12 protein-coding genes and 1 pseudogene are annotated in these 16,874 nt (G+C 71.2%); 2 read left to right on the top strand and 11 right to left on the bottom strand.

Annotation, left to right across the window (positions count from 1 at the left end; genetic code table 11):
* Positions 1-489: 489 nt before the first annotated feature.
* Positions 490-831 (bottom strand): annotated as a pseudogene (locus tag ACZ5C2_RS28880) (IS481 family transposase); the annotation flags it as partial.
* A gap of 295 nt (positions 832-1,126) precedes the next feature.
* Positions 1,127-3,340: a hypothetical protein gene (locus tag ACZ5C2_RS28875; protein WP_468797669.1), complete on the bottom strand. Its 2,214-nt coding sequence runs from the start codon at positions 3,338-3,340 to the stop codon at positions 1,127-1,129.
* Between the two features lie 1,525 nt (positions 3,341-4,865).
* Here ACZ5C2_RS28875 and ACZ5C2_RS28870 point away from each other — a divergent pair.
* Positions 4,866-5,474: a helix-turn-helix transcriptional regulator gene (locus ACZ5C2_RS28870; RefSeq protein WP_468797667.1), complete on the top strand. Its 609-nt coding sequence runs from the start codon at positions 4,866-4,868 to the stop codon at positions 5,472-5,474.
* On the opposite strand, the gene ACZ5C2_RS28865 is transcribed toward ACZ5C2_RS28870, so the two are convergent.
* The 5 genes from ACZ5C2_RS28865 to ACZ5C2_RS28845 all read right to left on the bottom strand — a co-directional run bounded on the left by ACZ5C2_RS28865 (position 5,469) and on the right by ACZ5C2_RS28845 (position 10,619).
* The gene (locus ACZ5C2_RS28865) at positions 5,469-6,764 is read right to left on the bottom strand and encodes an FAD-dependent oxidoreductase (protein WP_468797664.1); all 1,296 of its coding nucleotides are present in this window, start codon (positions 6,762-6,764) and stop codon (positions 5,469-5,471) included. The genes ACZ5C2_RS28870 and ACZ5C2_RS28865 overlap by 6 nt on opposite strands.
* Complete coding sequence (locus ACZ5C2_RS28860; RefSeq protein WP_468797661.1) at positions 6,761-7,879, bottom strand: 3-dehydroquinate synthase II family protein; 1,119 nt, start codon at positions 7,877-7,879, stop codon at positions 6,761-6,763. Before ACZ5C2_RS28860 ends, ACZ5C2_RS28865 begins: the two co-directional genes overlap by 4 nt.
* Positions 7,851-8,693, bottom strand: a complete 843-nt coding sequence (locus ACZ5C2_RS28855) for a 2-amino-3,7-dideoxy-D-threo-hept-6-ulosonate synthase (protein ID WP_468797658.1) — start codon at positions 8,691-8,693, stop codon at positions 7,851-7,853. The genes ACZ5C2_RS28860 and ACZ5C2_RS28855 overlap by 29 nt, the downstream gene beginning before the upstream one ends.
* Positions 8,690-10,336, bottom strand: a complete 1,647-nt coding sequence (locus tag ACZ5C2_RS28850) for a class I adenylate-forming enzyme family protein (RefSeq protein WP_468797655.1) — start codon at positions 10,334-10,336, stop codon at positions 8,690-8,692. Before ACZ5C2_RS28850 ends, ACZ5C2_RS28855 begins: the two co-directional genes overlap by 4 nt.
* Positions 10,337-10,415: 79 nt before the next feature.
* Complete coding sequence (locus ACZ5C2_RS28845) at positions 10,416-10,619, bottom strand: thiazolylpeptide-type bacteriocin (protein ID WP_468797652.1); 204 nt, start codon at positions 10,617-10,619, stop codon at positions 10,416-10,418.
* 202 nt (positions 10,620-10,821) lie between these two features.
* Between ACZ5C2_RS28845 and mhpA the strand changes: the two genes are divergently transcribed.
* Complete coding sequence (mhpA, locus tag ACZ5C2_RS28840; protein ID WP_468797649.1) at positions 10,822-12,387, top strand: bifunctional 3-(3-hydroxy-phenyl)propionate/3-hydroxycinnamic acid hydroxylase MhpA; 1,566 nt, start codon at positions 10,822-10,824, stop codon at positions 12,385-12,387.
* 70 nt (positions 12,388-12,457) lie between these two features.
* On the opposite strand, the gene ACZ5C2_RS28835 is transcribed toward mhpA, so the two are convergent.
* Genes ACZ5C2_RS28835 through ACZ5C2_RS28820 form a run of 4 tightly spaced genes read right to left on the bottom strand, consistent with a single transcriptional unit; the run spans position 12,458 to position 16,869 of the window.
* Positions 12,458-13,306: an ABC transporter permease gene (locus tag ACZ5C2_RS28835; protein WP_468797646.1), complete on the bottom strand. Its 849-nt coding sequence runs from the start codon at positions 13,304-13,306 to the stop codon at positions 12,458-12,460.
* Positions 13,297-14,289: an ABC transporter ATP-binding protein gene (locus ACZ5C2_RS28830; RefSeq protein ID WP_468797643.1), complete on the bottom strand. Its 993-nt coding sequence runs from the start codon at positions 14,287-14,289 to the stop codon at positions 13,297-13,299. The genes ACZ5C2_RS28835 and ACZ5C2_RS28830 overlap by 10 nt, the downstream gene beginning before the upstream one ends.
* Positions 14,289-15,323, bottom strand: a complete 1,035-nt coding sequence (locus ACZ5C2_RS28825; protein ID WP_468797640.1) for a thiopeptide-type bacteriocin biosynthesis protein — start codon at positions 15,321-15,323, stop codon at positions 14,289-14,291. Before ACZ5C2_RS28825 ends, ACZ5C2_RS28830 begins: the two co-directional genes overlap by 1 nt.
* Positions 15,324-15,351: 28 nt before the next feature.
* A complete protein-coding gene (locus ACZ5C2_RS28820; RefSeq protein ID WP_468797637.1) occupies positions 15,352-16,869 on the bottom strand; it encodes a hypothetical protein in 1,518 nt (505 codons plus the stop codon).
* Positions 16,870-16,874 lie beyond the last annotated feature (5 nt).

Here is a 16,874-nt window from a genome sequence, read left to right as displayed (position 1 = left end):
CCGCGCATCCACCGCCCGCGCCGACACGCTCGGAAGGTCCTGCGATCACGTCATCCGCGCTCGCCCCGCTCCCATGCGCCGCACGCGGGCTCCCGACCGACCGCGATCGACCCGCACAGAATGACGCGGCGACCACTCCGGGCAGCCCATTACGCCAGACGCGGCATGTCTCACGGGAGGAGCGCCGATCCCGCCAGGACTCGCGGTCTGCGGAGACGGGCGGTGCACCAGTGGGGCGTGGGCTCGACGGAGTGACGGGAGATGACGGGGAAGACGCGCAGGCCGCGCCCCTGGGCGGACGGTGTGCTGCACTGCGGGTTCGAACGCTGCGGAGACCGGCGCCCGCACCCAGGATGACGAAGCGCCGGGCGGGAAGAACGGCAGTCCTGCTGTCCCGCGAAGAACGCGGGAGCAGCGGGCCGAACGAACCGGCGAGGTCAAACGTCAGGCTCAGCCTCGGACGATGCCGTACGACCGCTGGCCCAAGTCGCGCTCATCGCCGAGGATCTCGCTGTAGGCGAGGCGGGAGTGGTCGTCGACGGCGATGTGCAGGTAGCTGTAGCCGGCGTTCGGACGGTTCTTACGTCCTGCTTGGCGGCCCAAAGACTTGTGTCCGCCGCCGTCGGGGATGTTGTCGAGCTTCTTGATGTCGACGTGGACCAGTTCGCCGGGCCGGTCGCGTTCGTAGCGGCGTACGACACGGCCGGTGGCCCGGTCGAGGTGGGCCAGGCGGGCCATGCCGAACCGGGTCAGCACACGGTGGACCGTGTAGGGGTTCAGCCGTAGCAGGTGCGCGCTGCGGGCCGGGCCCCACCGGCGCAGGAACCGGACCCACGAACTACGCTGACGGAAACCACCGCCCCTGCTCGATCGAACCCACGGTCGTCACCGAACACCGCACCCGCCCAGCGATCTGTTCCTGCCGCCGGCCGGGCTCGCCCGGCGCTTGGCGGTGCTCCGGCTCGACCGGTGGTGCGTTCCGCCTGGTAGCGAACTGCTCGATGTGGCCGCCCTGGTCGTCGCTGACGCAGTGCAAGATCACAGGGCTGCACGGCCGTCGAGCGAAGGCAAAGCAGGCCCGTTCCGGAACTGACTGGGACGGGCCTGCGGGGAGCCAGGAGGGGATTCAGGATCGATGACCGTTCCAGCGGAACAGGTCCTGTTCCTCGATCACCTGGTCCACAAGAGCGGACATGGCATGCAGCAGGTCATTCCCATCGCGTGACGGGGTGGCGGTGGGGATGGGAGCGCCACGCTCCAGCACGTCGGAGTCGATGATCTCCGCCCGAATGAAGGTGGAGCCCTTCCCCTGCTGGCAGTAGGCATCCAGCCAGGCACTCTGAACGTCCGTTTTAATGCGTTTTTCCGTCAGAGCGTAGATCTTGCTGGTGATGGCGCTGCTGATCTCTTCGACGATCGCATCCCGCTGCTCACCGGTCGGAGGTTCCCCCTCCCAGCGTACGGGACGCTCAAGCAGCCACATGATCTGCACCTGCAGCTCATTGCGGAGTTCAGCGACAGGTTTGAGTGTGTCGTACTCGTCCCACCCCCATTCACCGAGCCGCCTGGAAAGGGCCTTGATCCGCGTCCAATGCTCTTTTGAGTTCGACTCGAGACCGAGAAGCCCACGCCATCGAGCACGGTAGGTGCTCGCCGCTTTAGTCACGGCGAGGGCCAGATCCATCCGGTCGAAGACCGGCTTCGCCGGCCCCAGTGGCACCGATTCCTCACCCTCGGCGAGTTGTCGTGTCAGGGCCTCGAGCTGACTGATGGTGCGTCTGGCACTGTTGCTGACGGGACGTAGCGGCTTGTGCATTCCACCGACGAAGTAGCAGCGCTGTTCCAGTCGCCGTCGGATTCCCCGCTCTGCTGTCGTACCCAGCTCCTCCCCGATGGAGCTGAGCATGTTCTCCGCCGAGGCGCGAACATGCTCCTCCCGGTCCGCGAAGCTCGGAAGGTTGTCGGCTCTCATGCGGTCGAAATGGGTGAACAGGAAGCTCAGCTTGCTCGTGTTCCCCGAAACGGCGATGGACTTCAAAGCCGCGGCCGGGGCTGCCTGCATGGGAGCGGTGGCATTGTCCACCAGGAGGATGGCATCGACTTCGTCGAGCCGCTTGGCCAGATCGGTGGAGAGCGTGGACGCCGACTTCGGCGTATGCCCCAGACCCTCCAGGTCGATGAGGACCATCCGTTGGGGCGCATCTGCCCACGAGGAAGTGAAAGGCCCGCCCACTCGGATACCGTTGACGAGTGGCGTGAGCAACCGGCCGAAGAGCGGAGCGTAGTTGCTGGAAAGCCACGTGACCGACTTGAGGAACGCACCACGATCCTCGGTCGACAGTGTCCAGGTGAGCGGCCACCCCTGACGCGTGCGCCGGAGCTCGCCCTCCGTGAGGAGTGCGAAACGGAGTTCGATCTCGTGGAGCATGTTGTCGACGATGGTGTGGAACTCCTCCAGCTGGCGGAGCGAGGAGTCGAGTACTTCTTCCAGGAGTTCCTCGATGACGCGCTCGTCGTCACCCGCCTGCGGCTGCAGGTCCGCAAGGGCACCCTGCTTCTGTTCCGCCACCAACCTTCGCAGCTCGGCCACGGCCGTGATGAGCATGGCGGCGGTCGCGTCACTGTCGATGGCGGCGAGTTCGTCGGCTTCGAGCGCAGTCGCGTCCTCGTCCGTCTCGTCCTCGTCATCGGGCATGTCGTCGTCATCGGATGTCAGCGTCGGCCGGCCGAGTGTGTAGCTGAACCGGAAGCGCTGGTTCACGTGATCCAGAAGTCGCCTCAGCGCTTCGCTGTTCGACTTCCCCTGGAAGATCGCCAATGCGGCGGAGGACACGTTGTCCGTGAGGTGATCGATCACCTCATCGCGAGCGGCGAAGGTGACCGCAGCCTGGTAAGGACCATCCTCCGTCGGGATGATCTCGGTATCGGCCACCGTGGTCTTCGCTGTCGACGTGGACGGGAATCGCTCGGTGCCGGGATCTGTGCCGAGCAGTTGCCGGACCGCTGTGGTTTTCCCGGCACCCGTCGTACCCAACAGGAGGACATGGGGGTATCCATCAGCCAAGGTCGGCAGAGGCAGAAATTCTTCGCGCAGTCCTCTGAAGTCTGTGCGGGTGGCTTCGAGCCCGTCGTAGAAGACATCGACGATCCGCTGGTCGTACAGCGCGATTGCTTTGGACCGGGCATGCGACTCCCACAGTCCTTCGTCCCGAAGGATCTGATTCAGTTGGTCGACGAGGGCGTCAGCCTCCTCGTCGACGCTCGTTCCCAGTCCTCGTCGGACACGCCGCCCCTGTTTACCGGTCGCTGGATCAAGTCGACTCGGGTGCCGGAAGATCACAGACCATCCGTCTCGCCCCTGCGAACGACTTTTCGACGCGGTGTAATGACGTCCCATTGCCAACCCCCCAGTTGTTCCCGGTTGTTCCGGGATGCAGAACGTTGGCAGGCGCTGTGACGCATAGTCAAATCGATCAAGCCGCACTCCCTGCGGTGGCCGTTGATCACGATGTTTGACTGGCTGACACGGCCTGCCTGCGGGGGACTTCCATTCCTCGTACCTGCGCGAAAGCCGACAAGCGCGAGACGCTGGTGGCGCTGCTCGGAGGTCGAGCCCGGCCTGCTCACCGGCCGTAGGCGGGTAGCGGTTCAACTCGTCGGCCCGACGTGAAACGCACGACATCGGACGTTGCGAGGCCGCTTCGGCGACAACCCTCCGTAAAGACTGACGGGCACTCAGGTTGCTGACTCTGACGTATCGTCAGCTAGTCAAAATTATCTTGCACATGCATGACACAAGGTGCTGAAAGACAACAGTGACCAGTGGAGGGCTGTGAAGGTAGGTATCCGCAGGGCAGTGGGCGCATTGAGGTGGCGTGTCCCCTTGCCTCCAAGGGGGCACGCCACCCTGCCGGTCAAATGTCCCGGAAGAGACCAGCGGGCGCCGTGACCTGCCGTGATGGGCGCGTGATGGCCGCTGACCCGCGCGAATGACCGTTCGGTTCTTCCGCGCTCGTGCCGGCTGATGCGGCCGGAAGTCCCAGGAAAATCCCAGGGGGACCCCCTTGCCGCCGGGCGTCCTTCGGTTCCGCACGGCAGTGAGCCGGCGGTGCCGGTCAACCCTGGCACCCCCCATGGCGAGCGGCCCGTCGCGTGAGCCCGGCGGGCGACGGCACGGGGGCTGATCGAGCGGCTCGTCACCGAGGGCCGCGTCCGGATCGCTGATCCCGATGACGACGAGACCGCGGAGTGGCGACGCGTCGTCAACTGTGCGAAGCGGCACGGCTTGGAACCGGCCGGCGGACGCATTGAGAAGGTCCCGCACGGCGGGCCGGGGCCGGAACTGTTCCTCGTGGAGGGGCCGCGTCCCCACGCGCGGAGTCGGCGGCCGAAGGGGGGCGGGGCTCGGGGTTCCGTCCCCCACGACCGGGGAACCTGCGTCCGGTGGTGACCGCGCTCGAAGACGACGAGAGTCGGCTGGTGATGTCCTCGGCATTGCGCCGGAGGTCGCTCCTGCTGTTGCGGAGGCCGGCGGCCAGGATGTCGGGACTTCGCTGGGAGTCGGTTTCGGACATCGGTGCAGGCGCTCATGAGTGCAACGGTGAGTCGCGTTGCGCGGAGTGACGACGTGTGCGTTCAGGAAGTTCGACACGTTGTGTCAGCGGGTGAGTTCACTGCGTTACGCCCCGGCCCTTCCGTGTGCGATTATTTCGGGCAGCCCCCTGGATTTCCCATCCTTGCATGAACACTTCACAGGTTTACATATTATCTTCATGAGACCTTTGAGGGGGCACTACGAGCCATCCCGGGTGGCGTGCGTGACCCTCTCAAGGTCTTGCTTTCGGGGGCATGGGGGGAGGACAAGCATGAGCATCCGCATCGTCGTGGCCGGAGAGTACGCACTGTCCGTTGAGGTGATGGCGAAATACCTGGACACTGTGGTCGACTTCTCGGTGGTCGGGGCTGCGAAGCAGCGCGACGAGCTGCTGCCGACGGTGGCGCGGCTGGAGCCGACCGTCGTGGTGGTCGAGACGGGCACCGTGGACGAGGAGGTGCTGGCCGTCCTGGAGCAGTTGCGTACGACGCAGCCGCAGTGCGGGGTGACCCTGGTATCGAATCGGTCCTCGCCGGACTTCACCGATCAGGCGATCCGCGCCGGGGTGCTGAGCGTGGTGTCCCGGCAGGTCGAGCTGCCTTATCTGATAGGGGCGATACGCGGGGCCGCAGTGGGCTGTCTGACCATGGACCCCGGTCTCCTGGTCGCCCAGCCGGTGTCGCTGCACTGTCCGCTGAGCGCCCGGGAGACCGATGTGCTCCGGCTGACCGCCTCGGGTGCCTCACTCAAGGAGATCGCCCGGGACCTCTATCTGGCGGTCGGCACGGTGCGGAACCTCGCGTCGGCCGCCATCCGTAAACTCCAGGCCCGCAACCGCTTCGATGCTGCCCGCATCGCCATGGAACAGAGCTGGTTATGAGGCGGGCGGGGCCGGGCTATGACGTCGCCCGCCCAGTGGACGGCCCCCTGCCGCTCCCGCCGCTACCGCCTCCGCGTCGTGTCCATAGAGCCATCCCATGGCCCGCAGCCCCGCCAGGCCGTGCGGATCCGCGGCGGCGCCGGTCGGGTGGGGGCGGCCCGGGCCCGGGGCATCCCGGTGATGCAGGAAACGGGTGGCCTCGCGTGCGCCGCGCTGGACCAACGCGGCGCGGGGCAGGCGGAGTTCCTGGTAGCGGCGCAGCGCTGACGGCGCGTCGGCCTCGGCGGCCCGGCCCAGGCATACGGCCAGGGTGACCGCGTCCTCGATCGCCTGGTTCGCGCCCTGGGCCAGGAAGGGCAGCATGGGGTGGGCGGCGTCGCCCAAGAGGGCCACCCGGGGGGTCACCCAGCCGGGCAGGCTCTCGCGGTCGTGCAGGGGCCAGCGGCGTACCGTGTCGGCGGCGGCGATGAGCCGGGTGACCGTCGGGTTCCAGCCCCGGTAGGCGGCGGCCAGTTCGGCCGGGTCGCCCTCGACCGTCCAGGACTCCTCGCCCGCCGCGTCCGTGGGGACGGTGGCGGTGAAGCTGACTTCGCGTCCTGCGGAGACCGGATAGCAGACCAGGTGGCGCCCGGGGCCGGGCCAGACGCGTACCTCCGGGTCGCCGGCCTCCCAGGGCAGCCGGTCGGCCGGGACCAGGCCGCGGTAGACGCTGCTGCCGGAGAACACCGGCGCGTCACCGGCCAGCCAGGCCCGGACCACGGAGTGGACCCCGTCCGCGCCGATCACCACGTCGGCCCGGTGCCGGGCGCCGGAGGCGAAGGCGAGGCACACTCCGTCGGGGTCCTCCGTCAGGGCGGTCAGCCGGTGCCCGGTACGAAGCGGTCCCGCACCGACCGCTTCCCGCAGTACGCGGTGCAGTTGGGCCCGGTGAACCGTGTAGTAGGGGGCGCTGTAACCGCGAAGGCAGGCGGCGCCGAGTGCGGTGGTGGCGAGCGGGCGGTCGTCCTCCCAGCCGTGTATCCGCAGCGCACGGGGGAGGACCGCGATGGCGCGGAGCGCCTCGGCGACGCCGAGGCGGTGCAGCAGCCGGGTGGCGTTGGGTGCGAGCTGGAGTCCGGCTCCGACTTCGGCCGGTTGCGGGCTCCGCTCGAAGACGGTGCAGTCCACCCCTTCGCGCCGGAGGGCGAGGGCCAGGGTCAGCCCCGCGATACCGCCGCCGATCACCGCCACGGCGGACGAGTGGTCCGGGGCGGCGGTGGGAGGTCGCGGGGTGCCGTGGTCGCCGGTCACTGTTCGCGGCAGAACTCGTCGATGGGGTAGCCGACGTGCCGGTCGGCTGTGGGGACGTACCCCAGCAGCGTGTCGCCCGGTGCGAGTTCGGTGCAGTTCAGCACCACGCCGCCCGGGCCCAGCACCCGTACGTGCCAGTCGTCCTGGAGGATGAGGTTGACCCGTACCCCTTCCGGTGACACCGCGTCGACCGAGATCAGCGGTCTGGTCTCGACCTTGATCCGGCCCACCGGCACCACGCGGGTTCGTCCGCTGGCGTCCACGGCCAGTGCCGGGGCGCCCGCGTGCAGTTCGCTGAGGTAGTTGGTGTGACCGTGCGGCGCGACCACGTACGAGTGGACGGCGCCGGCGTTCACCCGGAAGGGGCGGGTCGGCATGTAGGGCAGTGGGTGGGTCTCGCTGACGCACAGCACCATGCCCTTGGAGTAGGAGCCGACCAGCAGCCCCTCGCTCTCGCCGAGCTGGCTGCAGGTGTCCACGCAGGCCCGCTCGCCCATGCCGATGTGCGTCGTCGCGGTGACGGTCAGTTCGGTCAGCGTCAGTTCGCCGGCCGAGGAGCGGGCCGCCTCCATCAGCGCGGTGGCGTCGCCCACGGAGCGGCCGGGCATCATCACGCCGTCCGAGCCGAGCTCCAGCACCCCGAAGGTGATCGCCGCCTCCTCGGGGCCGGCGGCGGTGGTCACGATCGCGCCCTTGGAGCCGGTGGCGGCGGCGATGACGATCTCCAGCGGGATCTTGGTCGGGTCGCGGAAGTCGAGGACGCTCCAGCGCTCCGTCCGTGCCGCGTGGCACGCCTCCTCCAGGCTGGCGGCGTCGGTAATCTCCACCAGGCGCCCGAACTCCACTTCGGGGTGGGCCTGTTCCAGCTCGGCGCGGCCGGTGAAGCCGGGCGGCAGGATGACGATGTCGGCCGCGCCGGGGAAGCACTCGTCGCACCACCAGCCGTCGCCGCCGGGCAGCAGCACCTTGCGGATGGTGGGCGGGAGGTCGGCCAGGGTCTGCAGGTCACCGGCGACGATGCCGTCGGTCCGCTGGTGCAGGGCCTCCTCGATGATCGCGGGTCCGGCGGCACCGGCGCCACGGATATCAAGCCAACACAGCTTCTGTCCGTTCATCACACTGCCCTTCTGTCTCGTCGGCCATGTGCAGCCGGGGCTCGCCGTGCACGACGGCGGCGACCTGGGCGGCCATCCGGCGGGGGTCGGCGGCCTGGAAGATGTTGCGCCCCATCGCGACCCCGGCGGCGCCGCCGAGCAGGGCGTCCCTGACGAACGCCAGCGCTTCGGTGTCCGAACCGAAGCGCGGGCCGCCCGCGCACAGCAGCGGGATCGGGCAGGCGGAGGCCACGTCGCGCATCTCGGCCACGCTTCCCGCGTACGGGGCCTTGACCACATCCGCGCCGAGGTCGGCGGCGAGCGTCGCCGCGTGCACCACCAGCTCCGGGGCCTGCGGATTGCTGATACCGGGGCCGCGCGGGTAGACCATCGCGAGCAGGGGGAGGTTCCAGCGGTCGCACAGGTCCGCCACCCGGCCCAGGTCCCCGATCTGCTGCCGCTCGTCCGCCGAGCCCATGTTGATGTGGACGCTCACCGCGTCCGCGCCGAGCCGCAGCGCGTCCTCCACCGCGGTCACCAGGTACTTCGCCTCCGAGTCCGGCGCGTGCCGAGTGCTCGCGTTGAGGTGCACGACGAGCGACATACCGGCGAAGCGGGACGGGCTGATGTGCCGCAGCACGCCCTTGTGGACGACCACGGCATCGACACCGCCCGCAGCCAGCTGGCCGGTGAGGCGGTCGATGGTGCTGCCGCGAGGTACCACCGGGCCGTCGGTGACGGAGTGATCCAGCGGGGTGATCAGGAGTCGGCCGTCCCCGTGACGGAACAGCCTGCCGAGCCGCATCTCACGGGCGAAATGTAGATATGGCGTCATACTGCTTCCCTCTCCCCGGCGGTTTCCCGTACGTCGACTTCGCTGATCTCCGCCTGCGCGAGGCCGCGGAGGTACCGCACATCGGGCTTGCCGCTGTCGTTCAGCGGCAGCTCCCTCCACCGGCTGATGTGGACCGGCACATGGGCCGAGTCCAGCCGCGCCCTGACATGAGCCCGCAGCCGGGCGTCGTCGCCCTCGCTCCCCGGGTACAGGGACACCGCCGCGTGCACCCGCTCCACCCGGTCGTGGTCCCGCACCCCGAACACCACTGCCTGCCGCACGGCCGGATACTCCGTCAGGACCCGCTCCACGGCGACCGGATGCACCTTCTGCCCGCCGCTCTTGACGACCTGGCCCAGGCGGCCGGTCAGCCGGAGCCTGCCGTACACGTCAAGGTGGCCGAGGTCACCGGTGCGCAGCCAGCCGTCCGGGGTGCTGCCCTCCGCCGGGTCGCGGTCCAGGTAGCCGTCCATGACCGTCGCGGACCGCACGCACACCTCGCCGCTCGCGCCCCGAGGGACGTCCCTCCCGGTCTCCGGGTCGCGCAGGCGCATCCCGACCCAGGGGAACGGCCGGCCCACGGACCCCAGCAGCTCCGGTTCCTGGTGGTCCAGCCGGTCCAGGCCGCAGATGCCGCCCGCCTCGGAGGAGCCGTACAGCTGGGACAGCGGGCCTTCGAACCAGCGCAGCGCCTCGGCGATCCGGTGCGGCGCGGCCGGGGTGCCGCTGTACACCACCCGGCGCAGCGCGGACAGGTCCGGCCGGCCGCCGACGGAGAGCCGCTCGGTGAGCCGGTAGAGGTGCGGCACCGCCAGGTACGTGTCCGTCACGGCGAGGCGGCCGAAGGCGTCCAGCACCTCGTCGGCGTCGAAGTGCTCGTGCAGCACCGCGCAGCCGCCCGCCGCGAGCACCGCGTCCACCATGGAGCCCACGGTGTGGCTGATCGGGGTGACGGCCAGGATACGACCCGGGCCGTCGGGGCCGGGAGCAGCTGGGTAGACGCCGACCGTCGCGTTCCAGGTGCGGTAACTCTGGAGGATGCCCTTGGGCAGCCCGGTCGTCCCGCTGGTGAAAGTGACCCGGGCGCGCGCTTCGGGGTCGTAGGGCGCCATCCCGTCCGGGCCGAACCCCGCGCCCTCGGGCACCTCGGCCAGGGCGTCGCCCGCCTGGGGGGCGGTGCTCCCCGGGGCGGGCAGCACCAGGCCGCGCAGAGCGGGCGACACCAGCGTGGCCGCGCGTACGGCCGTGGTCTCGTCGGCGACCAGGAGACGACTGCCGGTGTCCCGCAGCACCTCGGCCTGGACCTCGGACGGAAGCATCTCGGCGTCGCTGCGGGGGTTGGCCGCGCGGACCGACACCACGGCCGCGCCCAGCAGGTGCGCGGCGTACCGCGCGAAGAGTGCCGTGGGGTGGTTGGCCGCCGTGAGGAGGGCGACCGTGTCGCCCGGGGCGATACCGGAGTCACGCAGCGCGGCAGCCGTGTCGAGGACGGACGACAGGCTCTCCCGCGCGGTGAGGCACTGCCCCGACCAGTACACCGCCGGAGCGTCCGGACGTTCCGTCCAGGCGTGCAGCAGACGGAAGGCGTAGTGCTCGTGCCGCGCCCAGGACGGGGGTATCCGCACAGGGGGACCAGCGCTCACAGGGCTCCTCTCCGGGACGTGCGAGGGAACGGGCCCGCGCACCGGCACGGAAGGCGGGCCGGTACGCGGGCACCTGAGATCAGCAGCAGCAGCAGGTGGAGGAGGAGGACGAGCAGCAGAGGCTGATGTCGGACGCCGCCTCGGAGGAGACGCTCAGGCTGGACGAGCTCGCGCCCATCTCCGGCAGGCCCACGCTGTCGGAGACCTCCAGCACCTCCAGCTCAGCGATGTCGAAAGAGGCGAAGAGGTCGCCGACCGGGGTCTCGTTCGCAAGAGTGCTCATGATTGATCCCTTCCAATGCTCGTGCAGAGCGCTTCGATGACGCGCTGATGCTGGCAGCCGGTTGTCGGCCGGGACAACGGCTGTCCGGGCCGCCCTGACATTCATCACGTTCTTGCCCGAAGAGGGTTCCGCGGGGCTGCGCGGCGTGGAACGAGGACTAGCGTGGCCACGTTTCCGGCTTTCCCCGGAAGGGAGTTGAGAGTTGAGCGCTGCGCCGCCCCCGGCTTCACAGGAGGCCCCCGCCGATGTGCTCGTCGTCGGGTTCGGCCCGGTCGGCCAGGTGTTGTCGATCCTGCTCGCTCAGCGCGGGTGGCAGGTCACGGTCGTCGAACGATGGCCCCGGCCGTACCCGATGCCCCGCGCCGTCGCCTTCGACGCCGACGCCGCCCGCATCCTCGACACGGCGGGGGTGGGCCCCCACCTGAGCACGTTCGGGGAACCCTCCCAGGACTACGTGGTCACCGACGCCGCGGGCCGCACTCTGCTTCGTATCGGGCTGGGCCACGACCCCGCCCACCGCTGGCCCGCCTCCACCTCCATGTACCAGCCGGGACTGGAGGAGGCGTTGGAGCGGCGCGCCGCGCGGATCCCGAACCTGCGGCTGCTGCGTGGCCACGAGGCGGTCCGGCTGGCCGCCCGGGACACCGGTGCGGACCTCACGGTGCGCCGCGCGGCCGGCGGCCCGGAGCGGGTGCTGCGGGCCCGCTGGGTCGTCGGGTGCGACGGCGCCAACAGCATGGTGCGCGAGGCGGTGGGGGCCGAGCTGAGCGACGTGGGCTTCGCGCTGGACTGGATGGCCTGCGATGTGACACCGCACCGCCCGGCCGACTTCCCGCCGTGCAATGTGCAGATCGCCGACCCCGCGCGCCCCCGGGTGGCGGTCTCGGCCGGGCCGGGGCACCGCCGCTGGGAGTTCATGCGGTTGCCGGGCGAGCTCCCCGACACGTTCGGCACCGCCGAGAACGCCTGGCGGCTGCTCGGGCTGTTCGGTGTCGAACCGGGCAACGCCACGCTGGAACGCCACGCCGTCTACACCTTCACCGCCCGTAACGCGGACCGCTGGCGGGCCGGGCGGGTGCTGCTCGCCGGGGACGCCGCCCACCAGATGCCGCCGTTCGCCGGACAGGGCATGTGCTCCGGCATACGCGACGCCGACGACCTGGCGTGGAAGCTGGACCGGGTGCTGGCCGGCGCCGCGCGCCCGGAGCTGCTGGACAGTTACGAGGCCGAGCGCCGCCCGCACGCCCAGGGCAGCATCGACCGGTCGGTGGCGCTCGGCCGGATGATCTGCCTGACCGATCCGGCCGCCGCGGCACACCGCGACAACGCGATGGCGGCGCGGCCGGACGCGGACGTCGCCCGCCCGGCACAGCCCGGCGTCCACGCCCCGGAAGGGGGCCTGTACCACCGCGGCGACGACGGCATGCCGGGCCCCGGCGCGGGGCTGCCGGTGCCGCCGTCGGTGCTCGGGACCGCCGGGCACCTCGGCCCGGACCTGGTGCTGCTCACGGCTGACGATCCCGCCGCGCTGCACGGTTCCGGCCTGCTTGCGCGCGTGGAGCGCTGGCGGCTGCGGCTGCGCCGGCTGCGGCCTGGGGACACCGCCGACGAGCCGCTGCGGGCCTGGCTGGGGTCGCTCGGCGCGACGGCGGCCGTCATCCGCCCGGACTGCCGGGTCTACGGCCTCGCCCGGAACCCGGCGCAGACCGAGGCCCTGCTGCGGGAGCTGGCCGACCGCTGCGCGCCGCTCCCGGAGCCGACCGCGTAACACCTCGAGGAGGGGGTGACGGCCCGAGCGGGCCGTCACCCCCTCCTCGACGCCGGCCCGCGGGGCCGGGTCAGTGGAAGCGCTGGCCCTCGTCGCGCCGGTACGCGTACACCGACAGCACGGCCAGGAGCGCCGTCCACGCGACGAAGGAGACGACCGTGACCGGGTTCAGGTCGTAGTCGCCCACGGCCGCCCACATCAGCTCGGCGGCGCCCCGAGTCGGGGTGAAGGGCGCGATCGTCTCGATGAACCCGGGCGCCCGGCCCGGCCCGGAGAACAGCCCACCGGCGAAGGCGAGCGGGAAGAACGTCAGTTGAACGACCGTCAACGCCGCCCGGATCGGCAGCAGGTAGCCGATCGTCAACCCCATCAGGGTGAACGGGACCGAGACGAGCACCACCACGACCAGGCCTGTCAGAAAGCCCAGGAGCGTGGTGGTGGCCTCCGTCGCCACGGCGGCGATGACCACCAGCGGGACCATCGACAGCACCATCGTGAGCAGCCCGGCCAGCAGTCGCCCCGCGAACTTCGGGCCCGGCCCGCTGGGCAGGGTGCGGGTGTAGAGGTCCCACGGGTGCTGACGCTCCTCCGCCACACCGATGCCGTGTCCGAAGAGGTTGCTGATCATGGTCGCGAAGACCACCATCGCCGCCGTCGCGTAGGTGGCACCCACGGGGTCGTCGCCGGTGGCCGGGACGACGAAGAACAGCATCGACGCGCCCGGGAAGAACGCCGTGCCCACCAGCGCGATCGGGATGCGCACGGTCCGCAGCAGCTGGTAGCGCGCGTGCATCAGGGCCATCCGGACCTGGGTGCGCAGGGCCGCGCGTACCCCCTGGTCCGGTTCCGCCGCGCCGGGCAGCAGGCCGGCGGGCGCCTCATCGGAACTGCTTGCCGTCTCCGGCGTGCTTATCGCCACGGGCCACTTCCCAACTGTGTCGTCCCTGCGGGCGCGCCGGCCGGGACGTCGTCGGCCCCGGCCTCGTCCGCGAGGGTGAGGAATGCCTCTTCCAGCGTCGCCGAGCGGACTTCCAGCCCGGAGAACGGCGCCCGACTGTTGATCAGATCGCGCACCAGCGCGTCGGCGTCGGGGGTCAGTAGATGCACTCGGCCGTCGATGCGCTCGGAGGTGAGGATGCCGGGCAGTGGGGGCACCTCGTCGGCCAGTAGGCTGACCCGCTGGGCGCGCACCAGCCCGCGCAGCGCGTCCACCGTGTCGTCGGCGGCGACCCGGCCCCGGGTGAGCACCACCACACGGTTGGCCAAGTGCTCGATCTCCTCCAGGTAGTGGCTGGTCAGCAGCACGGTGCCACCCTCGGTGTGGAAGGCGCGGATCACCTCCCACAGGGTGCGGCGGGTCTCCACGTCGAGGCCGGTGGTGGGCTCGTCGAGGAACACCATGCGGGGCCGCCCCACGAAGGCCAGGGCCACCGCCAGGCGGCGCTTCTCGCCGCCGGAGAGCCCGCCGGTCTGGCGGCGCTCCTTGTCCAGCAGACCGAAGCGGTCCAGGAGTTCTCCCCGGGGGACCGGGTTCTCGTAGTGGGCGGCGGCGAAGTCGGCCACCTCACCGACCCGGAGCGTGGGCGGCAACCCGGTCTCCTGCGGGGTCACCCCGATGAGCCTGCGGTGCACGGGCCTGCGCGGGTCGCCGCCGAACAGCTCGCAGTGGCCCGAGGACGGCCGACGCAGCCCGACGAGCAGGCTGAGCAGCGTGGACTTGCCCGCGCCGTTGGGCCCCAGCAGGCCGACCAGTTCGCCGGCGCGGATCTCCAGGTCGATCGGGTGCAGCGCGGTCTTGTCGTCGTAGGACCGGGACATTCCCACGGTCCGGACGGCCACCGGGGGCGCGTCGGCGGACGGTGCGGCCGGAGGGTCTGCTGCGGTGAGCAGGGTTCGTGCCATCAGTGCTCCTTGGGTGCCGGCTGCGGAACGGCGTCGGCGGTACCGGGCTCCGCGAACGGGAAGAGGTGGACCAGCCGGGCGTAGGTCTGCAGCTCCTCGGCCATGGTCAGCCCGAGCCGGTTGTGCAGCATGTGGACGTGGGAGAAGAAGATCTCCCCGGGGTGTTCGGCGGTGCCTTCCGTGCGGACCCGGTCGGCCAGGTCACAGAGCAGGGTGTGCCAGGACCCGAACGGGCCGTGCTGGGCCGGGTCCACGGCGGGCGGTGCGGTGGCCGGGCGCCTCCCGGGACCCGCGCCGGATCCGCACAGCCGGTCCAACTGCTCGGGGGAGAGCCGGAACCCGGCCCCCATCATCTGCCGGAGCGCGTCCAGTCCGCGCGCGTAGAACATGGCCTGGTCGGCCGGGCCGCCCAGCGCCGTACCGGCGGACATGGCCGCCCGCAGCGCCATCGCCGAACGCGACCGCGAGTCGGGCAGCCGGGGCAGGAAGGCGCGTACCAGTTCGCTGGAGAGCTGGAACAGCCGCTCGGTGGCGGGCATCAGGGCGGGGCCGCCGTACCGTTCCACCTCCGGCACATAGGTGTCCTGGTACATGCCCGGGTCCCGGGGGCCGGCCGGCCGGGCGCCGCGGTGCGGTTCCTCCAGCACGGACAGCTGCCGGGCGTGCCTCAGGTACGCGTCCCGGTCGATGGGTTCCTCGCCCTCCCGGAGCCGGGCCGCGCGGCCGAGCCGGTCCTGGAGCAGCCGTTCGGTGCGCGCCGCCTCGGAGGCGGTCAGCCCTGCGAGCCGCAGCCGCAGGTGCGGCCCGTGCTGCCAGTAGCGGATGAAGAACCAGGGGCGGTCGGGGAAGAGGTCCACCGCGGGGCCGATCACCTCGGTGACCACCCTGTCGTGCGCGGACCGCGCCATGGAGCCGAGATGGAGGTGCCAGGAACGCCACTGGGTCGCGGGGCCCGGTTCGCGGGAGGCCGTCGCCTCGGGGGACAGCCAGTGCGCTGTCCGGGACGCCGCGCTCCCGGTGGTGGAAGACTGCAATTGCACCGTCGTTGTCTCCAATATCTCGTCACTGCCGGAGGTCGAGCAGCGGGCCGCTGAACCGCGACGTCCCGCTGATCACTGCGAGTACGACCATCTCGTCGGTCGGCAGTCCGAGGACGCGGCGTGTGGGCGCCTCGCGGAACGCCCGGACCGGGCGCGCGTAGAGGCCCGCCGACGCGGCTGCCAGGGTCAGTCCGTGCACGGCCCAGCCGCAGGTGTACTGCACGGCCGTCCAGGCGCTGATGCCGAGTTCCCCGGCCAGTTCCCGCGGCCGGAACGACAGGAACCACAGCACCGACGCGTGCCGCACGTCGCACCCGTTGCCCGGCGCCAGCGGGTAGCCGTAGATCTCCTCCAGCCGGGCCGGCACGCCGGGGCCGGTGGCGCGCGGGGTGTACGCCGCCGAGGTCACCTCGTACACCCCGTCGGCGTGGCCCGTTACCGACTGGGTGACGGCGGTGACCCGCAGCGCACCGGCCGCCGCCCGCAGCCCGGCACCCGGCGGGGGCGTCAGCAGCCAGTCGCGCGCGGTGTCCAGCACCCCGCCCGGTACGGGGCGCGGCCGGGCGTTGTTCCCGAACAAGCCGCGCGGCATCCGGCCCGAGGTGCGGCGCCACAGCACCTCCGCCCAGGACAGGCCGGTGTCCGGTGTGCCGGGCGGGATGGCGGTGTCCACCGGGGCCGGGGCGGCGGGGAACCGCTGGGCGCGGTTCATCTCCACCACATCGGCCATCACCGCGTCCGGCACCGCCTCGGCCGGGTCCGGACTGTGGCCCGGACCGGCCGGGGCGGTGCCGGACAGCTCGACCACCACGGGCAGGGTCCACTCCCAGCTGGGCGTCAGGCCGAACTCCGCCAGCCGTTCCCGGGCACCGGGCCCGGGAAGCCGCACCCGGGCCGGGATCCCCAGCAGTTGGAGGGCGATGCACACCGCGCGCAGCGCGATGCCGAGCTCCAGCTGCACCAGGGAGCCCCGGTACCAGCGGTACGTGGCGGGCAGCCGGGTGAAACGCCCGGTCAGCAGCACCTCCCGCGCCGTCGAGGGCGCTGACGAGGCACCGGACAAGTCGGCCAGCGCCCGCCGGTACGGGTCGAACACCTGCCGCCTGCCCCGGTTGTTGACGAGGACCTGCACCGGGAACTTGGCGCGCACCGAGGCGTAGCCCCGGTGGTCGTTGAACGGGTTCTCCGGCTCGCGCCGCTGCACCCCGAACGCCGCGACCAGCGCGTGCGCCAGCGCCCGGTCCTCCGGCACGCCGGTGATCCGGCCCGCTGGGAACGGGGCGTCCTCCAGGAGCTCGACCGTTCCCGAGGGCAGCGCGGTGAGGTTGTCGAGCCGGGCGGTGCCGGGGAGCCGGGGGGCCACCGGCAGCTCGGAGACCGGCACATCGGGCGGCGGCTCGGCGTCCGGGGGCATCGGCGGCACCGCGGGCCGGTCGGCCCCGGCGGTGAACAGGTACCACATCCGGTCGCGGGCCATGGTGTCCGCGTCCTCCGGCACCGGGCCCGCCTCGTGCGGTGCGAGTGCTTCCGGTACGTTCACAGCTG

The sequence above is a fragment of the Streptomyces sp. NPDC031365 genome, assembly GCF_055569765.1.
Note: the sequence above shows the minus strand (reverse complement) of the source record. Positions and strands in the feature narration are given on the sequence as shown.

Coding starts and splice junctions, on each gene's coding strand:
- ACZ5C2_RS28845 (WP_468797652.1), bottom strand. CDS start 10,619: ATGAGCACTCTTGCGAACGAGACCCCGGTCGGCGACCTCTTCGCCTCT.
- ACZ5C2_RS28855 (WP_468797658.1), bottom strand. CDS start 8,693: ATGACGCCATATCTACATTTCGCCCGTGAGATGCGGCTCGGCAGGCTG.
- ACZ5C2_RS28860 (WP_468797661.1), bottom strand. CDS start 7,879: ATGAACGGACAGAAGCTGTGTTGGCTTGATATCCGTGGCGCCGGTGCC.
- ACZ5C2_RS28870 (WP_468797667.1), top strand. CDS start 4,866: ATGAGCATCCGCATCGTCGTGGCCGGAGAGTACGCACTGTCCGTTGAG.
- ACZ5C2_RS28830 (WP_468797643.1), bottom strand. CDS start 14,289: ATGGCACGAACCCTGCTCACCGCAGCAGACCCTCCGGCCGCACCGTCC.